Source organism: Pseudomonas sp. AK106, assembly GCF_053903055.1.
Genome location: NZ_CP096426.1, coordinates 2,072,463 through 2,090,594 on the forward strand (window position 1 = coordinate 2,072,463; position 18,132 = coordinate 2,090,594).

Annotated in this window: 14 protein-coding genes and 1 pseudogene; 6 read left to right on the top strand and 9 right to left on the bottom strand. The window is 62.1% G+C overall.

Annotated elements, in window-relative coordinates:
• Positions 1–81 precede the first annotated feature (81 nt).
• A complete protein-coding gene (gene katG / locus M1E04_RS09390; protein ID WP_456292827.1) occupies positions 82–2,352 on the top strand; it encodes a catalase/peroxidase HPI in 2,271 nt (756 codons plus the stop codon).
• Between the two features lie 181 nt (positions 2,353–2,533).
• Positions 2,534–2,981, top strand: a pseudogene (locus M1E04_RS09395) (REP-associated tyrosine transposase); the annotation flags it as partial.
• Between the two features lie 623 nt (positions 2,982–3,604).
• On the opposite strand, the gene M1E04_RS09400 reads toward M1E04_RS09395, so the two are convergent.
• The 3 genes from M1E04_RS09400 to M1E04_RS09410 are packed head-to-tail and all read right to left on the bottom strand — an operon-like array spanning position 3,605 to position 9,384.
• Positions 3,605–5,014, bottom strand: coding sequence for an efflux transporter outer membrane subunit (locus M1E04_RS09400; RefSeq protein WP_456292828.1), 1,410 nt, complete (start codon positions 5,012–5,014; stop codon positions 3,605–3,607).
• Positions 4,998–6,164 carry an efflux RND transporter periplasmic adaptor subunit gene (locus tag M1E04_RS09405; RefSeq protein WP_456292829.1) on the bottom strand — a complete coding sequence of 389 codons (1,167 nt, stop codon included), beginning with the start codon at positions 6,162–6,164 and terminating at the stop codon, positions 4,998–5,000. The genes M1E04_RS09400 and M1E04_RS09405 overlap by 17 nt, the downstream gene beginning before the upstream one ends.
• Complete coding sequence (locus M1E04_RS09410) at positions 6,154–9,384, bottom strand: efflux RND transporter permease subunit (RefSeq protein WP_456292830.1); 3,231 nt, start codon at positions 9,382–9,384, stop codon at positions 6,154–6,156. The genes M1E04_RS09405 and M1E04_RS09410 overlap by 11 nt, the downstream gene beginning before the upstream one ends.
• A gap of 206 nt (positions 9,385–9,590) precedes the next feature.
• Between M1E04_RS09410 and M1E04_RS09415 the strand changes: the two genes are divergently transcribed.
• The 3 genes from M1E04_RS09415 (at position 9,591) to M1E04_RS09425 (ending at position 11,027) form a co-directional block, all read left to right on the top strand.
• Entirely contained in the window at positions 9,591–10,001 is a 411-nt protein-coding gene (locus tag M1E04_RS09415) for a PA0061/PA0062 family lipoprotein (RefSeq protein ID WP_065988606.1), read from the top strand.
• A 151-nt stretch (positions 10,002–10,152) separates the two neighbouring features.
• Entirely contained in the window at positions 10,153–10,869 is a 717-nt protein-coding gene (locus M1E04_RS09420) for a zeta toxin family protein (protein WP_456292831.1), read from the top strand.
• A complete protein-coding gene (locus M1E04_RS09425) occupies positions 10,869–11,027 on the top strand; it encodes a hypothetical protein (RefSeq protein WP_167355789.1) in 159 nt (52 codons plus the stop codon). The genes M1E04_RS09420 and M1E04_RS09425 overlap by 1 nt, the downstream gene beginning before the upstream one ends.
• 75 nt (positions 11,028–11,102) lie before the next feature.
• On the opposite strand, the gene M1E04_RS09430 is transcribed toward M1E04_RS09425, so the two are convergent.
• The 3 genes from M1E04_RS09430 to M1E04_RS09440 all read right to left on the bottom strand — a co-directional run bounded on the left by M1E04_RS09430 (position 11,103) and on the right by M1E04_RS09440 (position 14,343).
• Positions 11,103–12,494, bottom strand: coding sequence for an ATP-binding protein (locus tag M1E04_RS09430; RefSeq protein ID WP_456292832.1), 1,392 nt, complete (start codon positions 12,492–12,494; stop codon positions 11,103–11,105).
• Complete coding sequence (locus tag M1E04_RS09435) at positions 12,472–13,155, bottom strand: response regulator transcription factor (protein WP_065988603.1); 684 nt, start codon at positions 13,153–13,155, stop codon at positions 12,472–12,474. Before M1E04_RS09435 ends, M1E04_RS09430 begins: the two co-directional genes overlap by 23 nt.
• Positions 13,156–13,419: 264 nt before the next feature.
• Positions 13,420–14,343 carry a formate/nitrite transporter family protein gene (locus M1E04_RS09440; protein ID WP_065988602.1) on the bottom strand — a complete coding sequence of 308 codons (924 nt, stop codon included), beginning with the start codon at positions 14,341–14,343 and terminating at the stop codon, positions 13,420–13,422.
• Between the two features lie 186 nt (positions 14,344–14,529).
• On the opposite strand from M1E04_RS09440, the gene M1E04_RS09445 reads away from it, so the two are divergent.
• Positions 14,530–15,015, top strand: coding sequence for a GNAT family N-acetyltransferase (locus M1E04_RS09445; RefSeq protein WP_369320093.1), 486 nt, complete (start codon positions 14,530–14,532; stop codon positions 15,013–15,015).
• A 594-nt stretch (positions 15,016–15,609) separates the two neighbouring features.
• Here the strand turns inward: M1E04_RS09445 and pncA are convergent.
• The 3 genes from pncA to M1E04_RS09460 form a co-directional block, all read right to left on the bottom strand.
• The gene (gene pncA / locus M1E04_RS09450) at positions 15,610–16,260 is read right to left on the bottom strand and encodes a bifunctional nicotinamidase/pyrazinamidase (RefSeq protein WP_456292833.1); all 651 of its coding nucleotides are present in this window, start codon (positions 16,258–16,260) and stop codon (positions 15,610–15,612) included.
• Between the two features lie 50 nt (positions 16,261–16,310).
• Positions 16,311–17,276: a D-2-hydroxyacid dehydrogenase family protein gene (locus tag M1E04_RS09455; protein WP_455915055.1), complete on the bottom strand. Its 966-nt coding sequence runs from the start codon at positions 17,274–17,276 to the stop codon at positions 16,311–16,313.
• A gap of 127 nt (positions 17,277–17,403) precedes the next feature.
• Complete coding sequence (locus M1E04_RS09460) at positions 17,404–18,057, bottom strand: DUF1345 domain-containing protein (protein ID WP_065988598.1); 654 nt, start codon at positions 18,055–18,057, stop codon at positions 17,404–17,406.
• Positions 18,058–18,132 lie beyond the last annotated feature (75 nt).

Below are 18,132 nucleotides of genomic sequence, written 5' to 3' on the forward strand. Positions count from 1 at the left end.
GGCTAGTCTTGTGCGAGTGCTAGCGTTAGCCGTCTCGCAGATGGCTGAAAAGTAAAAAGTAAACAAGAAGGTGATTAGACCATGTCGACTGAATCGAAATGCCCGTTCAACCACGCAGCCGGAGGCGGGACGACAAACCGTGACTGGTGGCCGAACCAGCTGAATCTCAAGATTCTTCATCAGCACTCCTCCTTGACTGACCCGATGGGCGAGGGCTTCGACTACGCCAAAGCATTCAAGAGCCTCGATTTTGCCGCGGTCAAACGCGACCTCCTTGAGGTCATGACGCAATCCCAGGACTGGTGGCCTGCCGACTTCGGGCATTACGGTCCACTGTTCGTTCGCATGGCCTGGCACAGTGCCGGGACCTATCGCACCGGTGACGGCCGTGGTGGTGCAGGGGCCGGGCAGCAGCGGTTTGCGCCGCTCAACAGCTGGCCGGACAACGTCAACCTCGACAAGGCACGCCGCCTGATCTGGCCAGTGAAGCAAAAATACGGCAGCAAGATTTCCTGGGCCGACCTGATCGTGCTCACCGGTAACGTGGCGCTGGAATCCATGGGCTTCAAGACCTTCGGTTATTCCGGCGGGCGCGCCGATGTCTGGGAACCGGACGAGGACGTGTATTGGGGCGCCGAAACCACCTGGCTCGGCGGTGAAGACCGTTACGGCGCGCACAAAGACATGCAACAGCCGGGCGAGGGCACGCTGGTTGCCGAGCCGGAGCATCACAGCGAAGAACAGACCCGCACCGCCAACGGTGAGCGCAATCTCGAAAACCCGCTGGCGGCCGTGCAGATGGGCCTGATCTACGTGAACCCTGAAGGCCCGGAAGGCGTGCCGGACCCTGCCGCATCGGCGCGGGATATTCGCGAGACCTTCGGCCGCATGGCCATGAACGATGAGGAAACCGTTGCCTTGATCGCGGGTGGCCACGCCTTCGGCAAGACCCACGGTGCCGGGCCGGCGGACAACGTCGGGGCAGAGCCGGAAGCCGCAGGCCTTGAAGAACAGGGCCTGGGCTGGCGTAACAGTTTCGGCTCCGGCAAGGCCGGCGACACCATCACCAGTGGTCTGGAAGTGACCTGGACCTCGACCCCGACCCGTTGGAGCAACGAATACCTGGAAAACCTGTTTGGCTTCGAGTGGGAGCTGACCAAGAGCCCGGCCGGCGCCCATCAGTGGCGGCCGAAGAATGGCGAGGGCGCGGGCAGGATTCCTCATGCCCATGACCCGTCCAAGCGCCAGGAACCGCGCATGCTGACGTCCGACCTGGCCCTGCGCGTGGACCCTGCCTACGAGCTGATCTCCCGTCGCTTCCTGGAAAACCCCGACCAGTTGGCCGACGCGTTCGCCCGCGCCTGGTTCAAGTTGACCCACCGTGACATGGGGCCACTGGCCCGTTACCTCGGCCCGGAAATGCCAGGCGAAGAACTGCTCTGGCAGGACCCGATTCCGGAGGTCAACCACCCGCTGGTGGACGCCAGCGACATTGCCGCACTGAAGGAAAAAATCATCGCGTCCGGGCTGTCGGTTTCGCAACTGGTCGGCACTGCCTGGGCGGCGGCGTCCACCTTCCGTGGCTCCGACAAACGTGGTGGCGCCAACGGCGGCCGTCTCCGTCTTGCCCCGCAGAAAGACTGGGCGGTCAACCAGCCGGCCAATCTGGTGGTCGTGCTGGAAGCACTGGAGCGTGTCCGCGATGAGTTCAACAGCGCCCAGTCCAGCGGCAAGCAGATTTCGCTGGCTGATCTGATCGTTCTCGGCGGCAGCGTCGGTATCGAACAGGCGGCGAAAAATGCCGGTCATCACGTCACCGTGCAGTTCACCCCTGGGCGTGCGGATGCTTCGCAAGAGCAGACAGACGTCGAGTCCTTTGGCTTCCTCGAGCCCATCGCCGATGGTTTCCGCAATTACCTCAAGGGCCATTACCGCGTTTCGGCGGAAAAACTGCTGGTGGACAAGGCCCAATTGCTGAACCTGACGGCACCGCAGATGACCGTCCTGCTCGGCGGCCTGCGCGTGCTGGACATCAATGCCGGCCACAGCCAGCACGGTGTCCTGACCGAAAGGCCAGGTGTCCTCACCAACGACTTCTTCAAGCATCTGTTGGACATGGGGGTGGAGTGGAAGGGCGTGTCGGGTGGCGACCAGCTGTTCGAAGCCCGCGACCGCAACACCGGCGCCGTCAAATGGACCGGCACCCGCGTCGACCTGGTGTTCAGTTCACACGCCCAGTTGCGGGCCGTGGCTGAGGTGTACGCCAGTGAGGACGGGCAACAGAAGTTCGTCGAGGACTTCGTCGCTGCGTGGACCAAAGTGATGGAGCTGGACCGCTTTGATCTTGCCTGAGGTGCGTGCTTCATAGCCCTCGACCTGTAAGACCCAACGCCTCCCTTGTGGAGGCGTTGTTGTTTGCGCGGCCGGGTGCATCCGCGTTGGATGAACAGGACATAGCGTGAAATACACCCTCACAGGCATGGCTCATGAAGCGGCTACCGTGGTTTGTGCATCCACAGTCGAGGTAGTCAGCATGGTCACGAAAGCGCGTTCGCACAGCTTGCGCATAGGGCGGTATTCCGAAATGGGGAGGATCTATCTGGTTACCTCCCGGGTTGACCGTATGAGAGATGATTTTAGTGATTGGCGGGTGGGTCGGCTGCTCGTAAAGGAAATGAGAGAGGTGCACGAGTGCGGATTTGAAAAAAACGCTGGCGTGGGTTGTGATGCCTGACCATTTTCACTGGTTAGTGAAGCTTCATCATGGCTCTCTTGCGGGCATTGTTCAGCGAATCAAGTCGAAGACCGCCATTGCGGTGAACAGGGTCACCGGCAATCAGGGGCGACTGTGGCAGCCTGGATATCACGATGCAGCCGCACGCCATAAGGATGATCTGATTCACTTCGCCCGCTATATCGTGGCCAATCCTCTCCGGGCAGGGTTAGTCAGCCGGGTCGGAGATTATCCACTATGGGACTCCTTTGGGTTGCCAGGTTCAGGGGTGGAGTTCGGAGAGTCCGGGAGTGAGTTTCTTAAGCTTTTATTAGGAATCAACAATGATCTGCCTGAGTCATTGCCCATCAATGAGTCTTCGTGAACAAGGTGGACCTCCACCGCGATCACTCCCACAGGTCCCCCGAACTGGCCGAAATATCGAGCCGAACCACCATCCCGTGGGAGTCGAGCTTGCTCGCGAAGACTTACTTTCAGCCGCCAGAGAAAGTGGTTGAATGCCCCGGCCCCTTCGTGAGCAAGCTCACTCCCACAGGTCCCCGAACTGGCCGAAATGTCGAGCCGAACCACCATCCCGTGGGAGTCGAGCTTGCTCGCGAAGGCTCACTTTCAGCCGCCAGAGAAAGTGGTTGAATGCCCCGGCCCCTTCGTGAGCAAGCTCACTCCCACAGGTCCCCCGAACTGGCCGAAATATCGAGCCGAACCACCATCCCGTGGGAGTCGAGCTTGCTCGCGAAGACTTACTTTCAGCCGGCAGAGAATGTGGCTGAATGCCTCGGCCTCTTCGTGAACAGGATCGAGCGCCACCCCGGTCACTCCCACGTGTCCCGGGATCTTTCAGCGGGAAGATCAGCGCCGGCGCCGACAAACTCACCCGCTTTTCCACCCCCCACCCAACGCCGCCATCAGCCCGACACTGGCCTGCAATCTGCTGGTCTCAACCACCTGCAACCGCCGTTGTGCCTGAAGCGCCGCAGTTTGCGCGGTCACTACATCCAGGTAACTCGCGGCCCCGGCTTGATAGCTGCTCATCGCCATCTGTTCGACGCTTTGTGCGGCGTCGACGGCGGCGTGCTGGTCTTCGGATTCACGCTGCAGATCGCGCAGCTGACCCAGATTGTCTTCCACCTCGCACACCGCCTTGAGCACCTGGCTGTGGTAGTGCGCGGCGGCTTCTTCGAATTCGGCCTTGGCTTGCCGCTCGTTCGCGCTGCGGCGGCCGCCGTCGAAAATCGGCAGGTTGACCAGCGGCCCCAGCGCCCAGTAACGATTGGCTGCCGCCAGCAGATTGCCGCTGCCCTGGGTTTGCCCGCCGAGCAGGCCCGTCAGGCTGAAGTCCGGGTACCACGCCGCTTTCGCCACGCCGATGTTGGCGTTGGCGGCGAACACCCGGCGCTCTGCGGCGGCGACGTCGGGGCGTTGTTGCAGCAGGCTGCCGGGCAAAGTGTGGGGGATGCCGGGCAGTTTCAGCGGTTGCGCGTTCTGGGCCAGATGAACATCTCCGGGCATCGCGCCCACCAGTTCGGCGATGGCGTGTTCGCTGAGGTCGCGCTGGGCGTTGACGTCATCGAGCTGCGCCCGGGCCTCGGCGAGCTGGCTTTGCGCACGGGTCAGGTCCAGTGCCGACGCGATCTTCCCCTCGTAGCGATCGCGGGTCAGTTGCAGGGCCTGGGTGTAATCGTCCAGCGAGGTCTGCAGGATGCGGCTTTGCGCGTCCAGCCCGCGCACCTGCACATACAGCGTCGCCAACTGGCGTTGCAGGCTCAGGCGCGCAACCGCCAGATCGTCCGCCGAGGCTTGGGCCTGGGCGTCGCCGGCCGCCACCTGGTTGCGGATTTTGCCCCACAGGTCCGGGTCGAAATTGAGGCTGAACCCGGCGGTGTCGCTGTTGTAGATCGAGGGCTGTGTGCCGCTGCGCAGTGGTCGTCGATCCGACTGCCGTTGGCGAATCGGGTTCAGACTGGCGTTAACCTGAGGCATCAGCCCCGCGTGCAACTGAGCCGCATACGCCAGCGCGGCGTCGTAGTGCGCCAGCGCGGCCGTCAAATCCGGGTTGGCATTGAGCAGCCGTTGTTGCAGGTCATTCAGTTGCGCGTCCTCGAACGCTTCCCACCACTGGGCTTGCACCGTATCGGCAGGCTGCGCCGGATGCCAGGGCCCGGCGTCCTCGGCGAAATGCGCGGGCAGTTGAACCGCCGGCGCCTGATAAACCGGTGCGAGCGAACAGCCCTGCAGCGTCACGGCGACGGCCAGCGCCAGCGCTTCAAGCCTTGTACGCATGGTTACCTCCGGCGTCCGCCAGTTGCACGGCATCGTTCTCCCGCAGCGCATCGGGCGGGTTATCGATGACGTGATCGGCCGGCTTGAGGCCTTGATCGATGATCAGCCGGTCCCCCAGATCCATCGCGATGTGGATGTCGCGCAGGTGCACATGGCCGGTGCGGTCGAGGGTGGCAACCTGGGTGCCTTTGGCGCGGAAGATCAGCGCGCTGGCCGGAATGCTCAGCCCGCCGCTGGCGTTGTTTACCGGCAGCGTGGCGTCGGCGTAGTCGCCGGGCATCAGCGCGCCGTCCGGGTTGTCGGCGATGAACTGGGCCAGCAGGGTGCCGGAGCGCGGATCCACCGCCGTGGAATCCCCCAGCAATGTCGCCCTGTAGGTCTGACCAGGATGCTCGGGCACGCTTAGCTGAACCTGCATGCCGGGGCGGACCACGCTGGCGTAGTTCTGCGGGATCGGCACATACAGCCGCAGGCGATGGGTGTCGGCGAGGCTGAACAGCGGGCGGGCGCCGCCGTCATCGGCTTTGATCAACTGACCGATGTCGGTGTTGCGCGTGGTGACAGTGCCACTGAATGGCGCGCGAATGGTCTTGTAATCCTCAAGCGCCACGATCCTTTGATAGTCGGCGTTTGCCGCTTGCACATCGGCATTGGCGGCGACGGCGGTGGAGACTTTTTCATCCACTTCCTGTTGCGACACCGAATGGGTGGTCAGCAGGTGCTGCCAGCGTGCCGCCGTGGTCTGGGCGATGCGCGCGCTGGCGTGTTGCTGGGCCAGACGCGCCCGGGCCTGAGCCAGTTGCTGGTCGAGTTCGGGGCTGTCGATGTGGGCCAGTACCTGACCGGCCTGCACATGGCTGCCGATGTCGGCGTCCCAGTCTTTCAGGTAACCGCTGACCCGCGCGTTGATCGCCGCATTGCTCCAGGCCTCGAGGCGCGCGGGCAGGCGCAGGGTGTTGCCTTGGTCGCTTTGGGTCGGCACGACAACGCTGACAACGGGCACCGATTGCCGCTCGGTCCAGGCGTCGACGGCGTGTGCCTCGCGGGTGCGTGCGGCGAGGCCATTGGCGACCAGCAGCGCCGCCAAAGTCAGGCCGCCAATGCCGAGCAACATCAGGCGTTTGCGCGAAGGGGCGTGTTCAGACGACATGGGATGTTTCTCCATCAAGGGCATTCGCAGGCAAGGGTGTTGAGTGGCGGTGGACGAGGCTGAAGACCACCGGCACGAACAGCAGGGTGGCAGTGGTGGCGAGGATCAGGCCGCCGATCACCGCACGGCCGAGCGGCGCGTTCTGTTCCTGGGAAATCGCCAGCGGCAGCATGCCGATGATCATCGCCAGCGCGGTCATGCACACCGGGCGGAAGCGCGTGTAGCCAGCCTCCATCGCGGCGAGCAGGGCATCGCCGTGTTCGGCAAGGCGCTCGCGGCAGAAACTCACCACCAGAATCGAGTTGGCGGTGGCCACGCCCATGCAGAGGATCGCCCCGGTTAGCGCCGGTACCGACAGCGACGTGCCGCTGAGGAACAGCATCCAGACGATGCCGGCCAGCGCGGCGGGGAGGGCGGTGATGATCACGAACGGATCGATCCACGATTGAAAGTTGACCACGATGAGCAAGTAGATCAGCACTACCGCGCCGAGCAGGCCCAGGCTCAAACCGCTGAACGCTTCATGCAACGCATCGATCTGTCCGTGCAGGCTGACCGTCGCGCCGTTGGGCCGCAGGTGCGCGGTCTCGTCGATGACCTTCTGGATGTCCGCCGCCACGCCGCCGAGGTCGCGGCCCTGCACGTTGGCGAACAGGTCCAGGGTCGGCTGAATGTTGTAGTGGGTGACCACCGCCGGGCTGTCGGCGCGGCTGATCGTCGCCAGGCCGCCGAGAATCTGCGACTGCCCGTTGCTGCCGGTAATCGGCAGGGCTTCGAGGCTCGGCAGGCTGTCGAGACGGTACTGCGGTGTCGCCGCGACCACCGAATACGAGACGCCGTTTTTCGGGTTCAGCCAGTACGTCGGCGCCACCTGGGAGGTCCCGGCCAGGGAAGCGCCGAGGCTGGTGGTGACGTCTTTTTCGGTGATCCCCAGTTGCTTGGCCCGCAGTCGATCGACGTTCACCTGCAACGACGGGTAACCGGTGGATTGCTGAATGCGCAGGTCGGCGATGCCCGGCACATGCTGCAAACGGCGCTGCAGTTCCAGTGCGTAGGCGCGGTTGGCGTCGCCGTTGGGGCCGGAGATTTTCAGGTCCAGCGGAGCCGGGGCGCCGAAGTTGAGGATCTGGCTGCTGATGTCGGCGGGCATGAAGGCGAACTGGCTGCCGGGAAAGCTTTGCGGCAGGGCTTCGCGCAGGCGTTTGACGTAATCGGCGGTTGGCGCGTGATCGGCCTTGAGGGTGACCTGAATGTCGCCATCCTGCGGTCCGATGGTGCCGCTGCTGCTGTAGGCCATGTCGATGCCGCTCAGGGGGATGCCGATGTTGTCGATCACCGTGTCCAGTTCGTCGGCCGGGATGATCTCGCGGATGCGCTGCTCGATGCGGTCGAAGGCCGCCGCGCTTTCCTCGATGCGGGTGCCCAGCGGCAGGCGTACATGCATCGACAGCGCCCCGGCGTCGGTGGCCGGGAAGAAGTCTTCGCCCAGGCTGGGCAGCAGCGCAAAACTGGCGAGCACGCAGGCGAGAAAGCCGATGAGGAATGACTTGTGCCGCTTCAGCGCCAGGCCCAGCAGGCCGTGGTAGGTGTCGCGAATCGCTGAGAAACGTGCCTCGAAACCCTGCTGAAACTTCAACGCGCCGCGCAGGATCAGGTTGCGTTGTCGGCCATGCTGATCGCCTTCGTGGTGATTGATGAACGGGTCTTCCGGGTGATGGCCCGGGCCGGTTTCCAGCACGTGGGGTTTGAGCAGAAACATCGCCAGGGTCGGCACCAGGGTGCGCGACAGCAGGAACGAGCTGGCCATGGCGAAGATCACCGCCAGCGCCATCGGTCGGAACAGGAAGCCGGCGATCCCTTGCAGCATGAACATCGGCACGAAGACGATGCAGATGCACAGCAGCGACACGAAGGCGGGGCCGACGATCTGTCGCGCGCCGTCCATGATCGCGTCCTTCACCGCCTTGCCCTGCTCCAGGTGCCAGTTGATGTTCTCGATGGTCACCGTTGCGTCGTCCACCAGAATCCCCACCGCCAGCGCCAAGCCGCCGAGGGTCATCACGTTCAGGGTTTGTCCGGTCACGGAAAGCAGCGCGATCGCCGAGAGCACCGCCAGGGGAATCGACGCGGCGATGATCAGCGTCGAGCGCCAGCTGCCGAGGAACAGCAGGATCATAACGCTGGTCAGCAAGGCGGCGATGATGCCTTCCCGGGCCACACTCCCCACCGACGCTTTGACGAACACCGAGGCGTCGCCCAGCAGCGAGGTTTTCAGGGCGGGCGGCAGGGTCTCGTTGATCAGCGGCAGCATGTTGCGGATGTTGTCGACGATGGACAGGGTCGAGATGTTGCCGTTCTTCAGTGCCGGCATCAGCACGGCGCGGCGGCCATCAATGCGCACGATGTTGGTCTGCGGCGGCGAACCGTCGCGCACGTGGGCCACCTGGCCGATGGTGATCAGCGCGCCGTCGACGGTCTTGATCGGCAGGTCATTGAGTTCGTCGATGGCCTTGGGGCTGTTGTTGAGCAGCACAGTGTATTCGTCGCTGCCCATCTTCGCCGTGCCCACCGGGATGATCTGGTTGCCGGCGGCCAGTGCGTTGCCGACGTCTTGCGCGGACAGGCCTTTGGCGGCCAGCGCCTGCGGGTCGAGGTCCAGGGTGATCTGCCGCTGCTTGCCGCCCATGGGCGTCGGCATCGCCAGCCCCGGCACGGCGCTGAGGGGCAGGCGGACGCTGTTCTGCACCAGGTCGCGAATCTTCGCTTCCGACAGCGTTGGGCTGGAAAAGGCCATCTGCAGGATCGGCACGGTCGAGGCGCTGTAGTTGAGGATCAGCGGCGGCGTGATGCCCGCCGGCATTTGCTTGAGCACGGTCTGTGAGACCGCGGTCACTTGCGCGTTGGCGGTGCGGATATCCACGCCCGGCTGGAAGAAAATCTTGACGATGCCCATGCCGGGCAGCGACTGCGACTCGATGTGTTCGATGTCGTTGACCGTCGTGCTCAGCGAGCGCTCATAGGTGTAGATCACCCGACCGGCCATGGCGTCCGGCGACAGACCGGCGTATTGCCAGACCACCGCGACCACCGGAATGCCGATGTCCGGAAACACATCGGTGGGCGTTTTAAGGGCCGCCATCGGCCCGACGATGCAGATGAAAATCGCCAACACGATAAACGTGTACGGCTTTAGCAATGCAGTCCTGACCAGCCCGAGCATGCCGTAAACCTCCCATTTCGAATGGGCGCAGTGTTGGTGGACGTACCTAACACGCGGCTTTCAGCCAGATGAACAAAACGTTAGTGCGGTGAGCAGGTTGCTTTCATGCTGGATTCATTTGTTGTTCATCCGCGGCCCACGCACCCTGCGCCCCTCGAAATTCCACCCTTCACATCAGGGATTTTTTCAACTGCCGAGGTCGTGTCATGAAAGCCAAATCGTTATTGCTGGTTCCTATGTTCAGTCTGGTCGCGTTGCTCTCCGCCTGCGCCGGTCCCATGCCAAAAGCCGACCCGAGCGAGGCGTGGATCAGCTTGCAGGAACAGCCCGCCGACGTGCTGATGGCCGAGGACCTGGACGGCAAGCGGCTGAATGACGGCCGCTTCTTCGAAGTCAAACCCGGCGCCCATACCCTCGACGTCAACCTGATCGTCGAACGCAGCGGCGACAACGGAGAGATGAACTGCCAGACCGGTATCCAATTCAGCCAGTTCCAGGCGGGCGAGCATTACAAACTGGTGGAGTCCAGCCTGGGCGAGGAATACCGGGTGAAACTTGAAGATGCGAAAGGGAAATCCCTGGGGCACAGCGTGGATTTCACCTGTATGCCGGGGTGATGGGGAAGACGGCGCGTCATCCGAATCCACATCTGTGAATGCTCGCCAGCGCATCCTGTTTCGTTTTGTGACGTCGGATAGGCGCAGTCGAAGCGCCCGTGAATACTGCGCGGCGCTGGACTGTCGTGACTTCATAAAAGGATGGGTGACTGTGGATACGGATGATCGACGGATATCAGAAGAGGCTGTTGTTTTTGCCAAGGCGAACCGGAAGGAGATTGCAAAGAGGCTGACGGATCCTTCGATATACCTTTCGGAGGATTCGCCTGTATCGGTGTTTATGGCGGGCTCACCCGGGGCTGGTAAAACCGAAGCATCCCTGGAGTTTCTCGGCCGATTCGGCGGATCAGTGCTGCGGATCGACCCGGATACCTATCGCGCCGAATTGCCCGGCTACACGGGAAGTAATTCTTCTCTGTTTCAACGAGCGGTTTCTGATTTGGTGTCTGCCGTTCACGATGAGGCGTTGCGGCTGCAGCAATCGTTTCTGCTGGACGGCACGGCATCGAATTTCGACACGGTTTCACTCAACATCCGGCGCTCGCTCAAGCAGGGTCGGTTCGTGTTGGTGCTCTATGTCTATCAAAACCCCGAGAGAGCCTGGGAGTTCGTTCAGGCGCGCGAGAAAGTGGAGGGCCGGAACATCCCTATGCAGGGGTTCGTGGATCAATACTTTGCGGCTCGGGAGGTGGTGAACCGTTTGAAATACGAGTTTGGCCATGCAGTGACCGTGGATGTTTTTATCAAGAATCATGATGGTTCTACCAAGTCTTACCGGCAGAACATCCAGCAAATTGACACCCACATACCCGAAACCTATGATCGGGCATCGCTTGAACGCAGGCTGAATTCCAGGAGGTACGAATAATGGCTACTCCACAAAAACTCAAAACAGTGAAGTCGACGCCGTTTTCCGACTTCGTCCGCAACGCCACCTTCGAGGAGAAGGAGCGGGTTTATCTGGATGTCATGGAGAAAGCCTGGGCGCGGCAGGAAAAGATCATCGAGCAAGCCCGGAAAATGTAACCCCGCCCCCCAATTAACAAAGCCGCCCTCGAGGCGGCTTTGTCGTTTTGCTTGCAGCTTGCAGCCCCAGTCTTTTTACCCCAACGCCAACACCCGTCGGCATTCCAGCACCAGGCTCGCGCCGCCGGACGGGCTGCTGCCGATGCGCAGTTTGAAGCCGTGGAGGTTGACGATGGCGGCGACGATGGACAATCCCAAGCCAAAGCCGCTTTGCTGATTGCCGTTTTCGCTGCGATAGAAGCGCTTGAACACCGCTTCGCGTTCGGCGTCGGGGATGCCGGGGCCGGTGTCCTGGACTTCGATGAACGTGGTGTCACCTTCGGCGCGGGCGATGAGCAGGACTTGGCCGCCCGGCGGGGTGAATTTGATCGAGTTGCTCAGCAGGTTCGACAACGCCTCGAACAGCAACGCCCGATCCCCCACCATCGGCGGCAGGTGCTCGGCGACTTTCAGCTGCAACGAGACACGGCCTTCTTCGGCCAGCGGCAGGTAGAAATCGTGCAGCTCCTGCAACAACGGCTGCGGGTCCAGCTGACCGAAAGCCGAACGCCGCTGGTGATCCTCCAGTTCGGAAATCCGCAGCAATCCGCGAAAGCGCGCCATCAGCGTGTCGGCGTCGGCGATCACCTGGGCCATCTGCTCGCCCAGCGCCGAGTCTTCCGGCGACTGCTGCTGAATCCGGTACAGCTGCGCGCGCAGGCGGGTGAGCGGGGTGCGCAGGTCGTGGGCGATGTTGTCGCAGACGCCCTTGACCTCGTTCATCAGGCGCTCGATGCGGTCGAGCATGGCGTTGACGATGTCGGCGAGCATGTCCAGTTCGTCGCGTCGGTCAGACACCGGCAGGCGGCGGGCCAGGTCGCCGGTGACGATCGCTTCGGCGCTGGCCTGGATTGCCCTGATGCGCTGGAGCGGCCGGCGTCCCAGCAGGTGCCAGCCGGCGATGCCCGGAATGATCGTCAGCGAAATTCCCCACAGCAGCGCGCGCAGGATCAGCGTGGTCACAGCGAACAGCGAACCGTTGTCGCGCACCAGAATCAGCCAGCGATCATCCAGCGTATGGATTGCCACGGCGTCGCAGCCCGAGCTGGGCAGGTCCGGGTCGTCGGAATCGATGCAGGTGTTCAGTTCCTGGATTTCGCCGGTCAGCTTGAGGCCGTCGGGAATGCTCTGGATCGGGCCGCTGATGGGCTTCATGTTCTTGTCGAACAGGCCGTAGGCGTCGACCGAGCGCATGTCGAATTTGTCGCTGGTGCGCAACGCATCGTCCAGCTGCGCGCCTTCAAAGCGCGAGAACAACTGCTGACGCTGCATCAGCGAATGGCGAGCGAGGGTGTTGAGGTAACTGGTGACTTCCCAGTACAGCACCCCCATGAGGATGCTGCTCCAGGCCACAAACAGGAAACTGTACAGCGCCAGCAGCCGGCTGCTGGAGGAGCGCCAGCCCTTAGACGGGTTCGGCAATGACATAACCTGAGCCTCGAACGGTACGTATCAGCGGCGTCAGGGTAGGGGGATCGATTTTCTTGCGCAAGCGACCGATGTGCACGTCGATCAGGTTGGTGCCCGGGTCGAAGTGATAACCCCAGACTTCTTCGAAAATCATCATGCGGGTGATGATCTGCCCGCTGTTGCGCATCAGGAATTCCAGCAGCTTGTATTCGGTCGGCAGCAGGTTAAGGGGCTGCCCGGCGCGGCTGGCTTCGCGGGTGATGAGATTGAGTTCGAGGTCGGCGACCTTGAGCATGGTCTCGGCCTGGGTCACCGGATTACTGCGGCGCAGCAGGACTTCCACGCGCGCGGCCATTTCATCGGAGGCGAAGGGTTTGGACAGGTAATCATCGCCACCGGCCCGCAGCCCTCGCACCCGCTCATCGACGTCCGACAGCGCGCTGATCATCAGAATGGGCGTGGCAATGCCCAGGGCGCGCATGGTGGTGACAATCGCCAGGCCGTCGACTTCCGGCAGCATGCGGTCGAGGGTGATCAGGTCGTAATCGCCGCTGACCGCACGGACGAGGCCCTCGCGACCGTTGTCGACCCAGTCCACTTGCAGGCCGTGGCTGCTCAGTTCGGCAACGATTTCCTTCGCGGTGACGGCATCGTCTTCGATTGTCAGAATTCGCGTCATGTGAGGTCAGGGCCACGTGAGAGGACAGAAGCCTGCATTTTGCCTTTAAACGTAGTCGGGATTTCTTAAAAATAATTTAAGAAGGGCATGAGGGACTTTTTGGTGCTAGCCGAGGGGAGGGGCACGCTGGAGAATTCTGATCGTGCTGTCGATTAGTGGGAGTGAGCTTGCTCGCGAATGCATTCCGTCATGCGACCATGTTTTGTCTGGTCGGACGCTTCGCGAGCAAGGTGGAGCGCCACCCCGGTCACTCCTACAGTTGCCTTACGCGCCTTTGCGATCCGATTCTGCTTTGGGCTGACCCAGCTCTTGCTTCAGCTTTTCGTCCAGCGCTTTCTTTTTGCCTTTCTTGTCCGGCGTTTCGCCTTCGCTGCGGATCTGCGCATGGCTGATCAAGGCGAAAATGAAGCTGCCGCCGATGATGTTACCGGCCAGTGTCGGGCCGGCGAAGATCATCCAGAAATCCTTCCACGGCAGTTCGCCGGCGAACACCAGATAAGACACCTCAGCCGAGCCAACGACGATGTGGGTGAAATCCCCCAGCGCCATCAGGTAGGTGATCATCACGATGATGCCGATCTTCGCGCTTTCCATGGACGGGATCATCCATACCATGGTGGCGATCATCCAGCCGGAAATGATGCCTTTGGAGAACATTTGCCAGGTGTCGTTCTCCATCACCTTGCGGCCGATTTCGAGGAAGGCCTGATCGGTCTTGGTGTCGAAGATCGGCAGATGCAGCATGACGTAGGCCACCAGCAACGTGCCGCACAGGTTGCCCACCAGCACCACGGTCCACAGCCGCAACAGACGCACGACATTGTTCAGCGTCGGTTTGCTCATCACTGGCAACACGGCAGTCAGGGTGTTTTCGGTGAACAGTTGCTGACGAGCAAGAATCACCGCCAGAAACCCTGCGCTGTAGCCGAGGCTGGCAATGACTTTGAAACCTTCGGCATCGGGCAGTCGCGAGTTCAACAACCCCATCGCCATCAGGGACAGGCCCATGGTCAGCCCGGCCGCGAGGGCCGACCAGAACAGCGCAGCGACGTTGCGCTCCAGCTCCTGATCGCCCTGCATGCGGATGGTTTCGTGAAGGACGGCGGCCCGGGGAGGCTGATTTTCGTCGATGTCGCGTTCTTCTTCCGGCGTCAGGCCGGGGGTCTTGCCGTCTGGTTCGTGTTCCATGGCGATCCTTTGGGTGTCAGTGCACGTTGAAACGTGTTCTTTGGGAGAGTGCTCGGTTCAAGAGTGCTCGGGAGGCGACGGTTCGCTTGCACATGCTTGCTGCGCGGCGCTGCTGCTTGAGACACAATCCGTTACCCGTCGTTCGCCAACGGCGGCAGCCTTTTCATTGATGTGGGAGAACCTCTTTTGACCCTTCTCATTCGCGACGCCACCCGTGCCGACGCCGCCGTCATTCTGGGCTTCATCACCGAGCTTGCGATCTACGAAAAAGCCGAGCACGAGGTCAAGGCCAGTGTCGCCGACATCGAGCGCAGTCTGTTCGACGAAGCCTCTCCGGCCAAGGCGCTGATCTGTCTGCTGGATGGCCAGCCCATCGGTTTCGCCGTGTACTTCCTGAGCTACTCCACCTGGCTGGGTCGCAAGGGCCTGTACCTTGAGGATCTGTACGTGTCGGCCGCGCAGCGGGGTGTCGGCGCGGGCAAGAAGCTGCTGCGCCATCTGGCCCGGATCGCCCACGACAGCGGCTGCGGCCGTCTGGAATGGAGCGTGCTGGACTGGAACCAGCCGGCGATCGACTTCTATAAATCGATCGGCGCCGAGCCCCAGGACGAGTGGGTGCGCTACCGGATGGAGGGGGAAGGGTTGAAGCGCTTTGCGATGTGGGAGGGTTAAAAACTGCCACAGGTCCTACGAACTGGCCGAAATATTGAGTTAGTCCACCATCCTGTGGGAGTCGAGCTTGCTCGCGAAGGCTTACTTTCAGCCGCCAGAGTAAGTGGGTAAATGTCTCGACCTCTTCGTGATCAAGCTCACTCCCATAGGTCCTAGGAACTGGCCGAAATATTGAGTCAGTCCACCATCCTGTGGGAGTCGAGCTTGCTCGCGAAGACTTACTTTCAGCCGCCGGAGTAAGTGGCTGAATGTCCCGGCCTCTTCGTGAGCAAGCTCACTCCCACAGGTCCTAGGAACTGGCCGAAATATTGAGTCAGTCCACCATCCTGTGGGAGTCGAGCTTGCGCGCGAAGACTTACTTTCAGTCCACAGAGAAAGTGGCTGAATGACCCGGCCTCTTCGTGAGCAAGCTCACTCCCACAGGTCCTAGGAACGGGCCGAAATATTGAGTCAGTCCACCATCCTGTGGGAGTCGAGCCTGCTCGCGAAGACTTACTTTCAGCCCACAGAGTAAGTGGCTAAATGTCCCGGCCTCTTCGTGAGCAAAGTGGAGCGCCACCCCGGTCACGCTCCCAGTGTCGGCAATGTATTCAGTCAGTCAGTCAGCTCTGCACTGTCGATCCGGTTGACGCCCGCGAGGGCCATGTCTTTCCAGGCCTGGTCCAGCGAGCCGTTCAGGTCGATGGCCTTGCACGCATCGGCGATCACCCAGGTGTTGAAACCCGCCGTCCTGGCGTCCAGCGCGGTCCAGGCCACGCAGAAATCCAGGGCGAGGCCGACCACGAACACGCTGTCGATGCCACGCTCGCTCAGGTAGCCGGCCAGCCCGGTGCGCGTGGTGCGGTCGGCTTCGACAAACGCGGAATAGCTGTCGATGCCGGCGTTGCAGCCCTTGCGCAGGATCAACTGTGCGTGGGTGATGTCCAGGTCGGCGTGCAACCGGGCACCGTGGCTGCCTTGCACGCAGTGATCGGGCCACAGCGTTTGCGCGCCGTAGGGCAGGGTGATGCTGTCAAACGGCGCGCGCCCGGCGTGGCTCGACGCAAACGACACATGCCCGCGCGGGTGCCAGTCCTGGGCCATGACCACGTTGCGAAACTGCGCGCCGAGGCGGTTGATCAACGGCACCAGTGCATCGCCTTCGGCCACGGCCAGCGCGCCGCCGGGCATGAAGTCATATTGCATGTCGATCACCAGCAACGCGGCGCGTGGGTCGGAGGGCAATCGGAAAAGCGGCGTGGTCATCATCTGAGTCCTTGATGCAGTGAGTCTTGGGGCAATGAGTCGGTTCGCGGTCAGGCCAACACGCGGATCGGCGCGCCGGCGTGCCAGGCCTGAATGCCCTCGATCATCTGGCTGAAAAACATCCGGTAGTTGTTCTCGGTCACGTAGCCCACGTGGGGTGTGGCCAGGACGTTGGGCAACGTGCGAAACGGGTGATCGGCGGGCAGCGGCTCGACGCTGTAAACGTCCAGGGCGGCGCCGGCGATTTTATTCTGTTTGAGCACCTCGATCAGCGCGTCCTCGTCGACGATCGGCCCGCGGGCGGTGTTCACCAGATACGCCGTCGGCTTCATGCGGTTTAGCGAATCGGCATCGACCAGCCCGCGGCTGCGCTCGCTGAGCACCAGGTTCACCGAGACCACGTCCGCTTGCTCGAACAGTTCCTGCTTGCTGACGTAGGTCACGCCGTGCTCGGCGGCCCGTTCAGCGGTGAGGTTCTCGCTCCAGGCGATCACCTTCATGTCGAAAGCCTTGCCGTAGCGGGCGATTTTCTGGCCGATGCTGCCCAGCCCGACGATGCCCAAGGTCCTGCCGTACAAGTCGCTGCCGATGCCGATCTGCCAGTCGCCCGCGCGCAGGGAATTGGCTTCGTCGACCAGGTTGCGGGTCACGCCCATGATCAGCGCCCAGGTCAGTTCAGGCGCCGCGTACTTATAGCTGTCGGTGCCGACCACGGTGATGCCCAGGCGCGCGGCGGCCTTGAGGTCCAGCGCCGCGTTGCGCATGCCGCCGGTCACCAGCAGTTTAAGGTTCGGCAGCTGACTGAGCAGGGCGTCATCGAAAACCGTGCGCTCGCGCATCACGCAGAGGATCTGAAAGTCCTTGAGGCGGGCGACCATGGCGTCGGTATCCGCCGGGTAGTCATGGAGAAAACTGACCTCGCCGATCCGCTGCAATACGGTCCAGTCCACAACGTGTTCGGCGACCGATTGCCAGTCGTCGAGTACGGCAATCTTCAGCCCGGAATCCTGAGTCATTGAGCGAGGCCTCGTTCAGCAGCGATGTTGGATTTGTGGCGGTCACAGTACGCCTGCGCGGGGCGGTCTGGAAGTCCGTGTGTGGGAGTGAGCTTGCTCGTGAAGGTGCCGGTACCTGCGCTGAATGTCAGTTAAACAACCCCGCCGCGATGTTGATCGAGAACCCCAGAATCGAGGTGTTGAACACGAACCCGATCAGCGACTGCGCCAGCACCACTTTGCGCAGGCCGCGCGTGGCGACGCCGACGTCGGAGGTCTGCACCGCAACGCACAAGGTGAAGGAGAAATACAGAAAGTCCCAGTAGTCCGGGTTCTCTTCGCCATCGGCAAAGCGCAACGCCGGCTTGTCGCCGTTCCAGGTGTAGAACACTCGGGCGTAGTGCAGGCTGAAGACCACGCCGATCAGCAGCCAGGAGCCGAGGATGGTGAAGCCGGTGAAGGCGTAATGCAGCGCTTTATCGGCGTCCTTCATGTCCTGAATGCCGGCCAGCTCGAGGATGATCGCCGCCAGGCTGGCAATGGCCGCCACGCAGACGACGAACAGCACCACGCCGGCGTTTTCGTCCTCGATTTCGGCCACCCGGCGCACGTCTTCCGCGCTGGATTTGAAGGTGCGGCGCATGATCATCGCCATGTACAGCCAGCCGGCGACGTTCCAGCCGATCAGGCATTTGCTGATCACTGAAATGTCGGGGGCGACGAACGCGCTGGCGATACCGGCAGCGACGCCCACAAGGGTGGCGATGGTCAGGCGGGGGTGGGTCTTGGCAAGGCGGGACATAGAGGAATTCACGGCAGTGAGATGCGCGAACAGTAGCACGCGGCCGCTACAGCAGATGATGAAGAAAAACGGCGC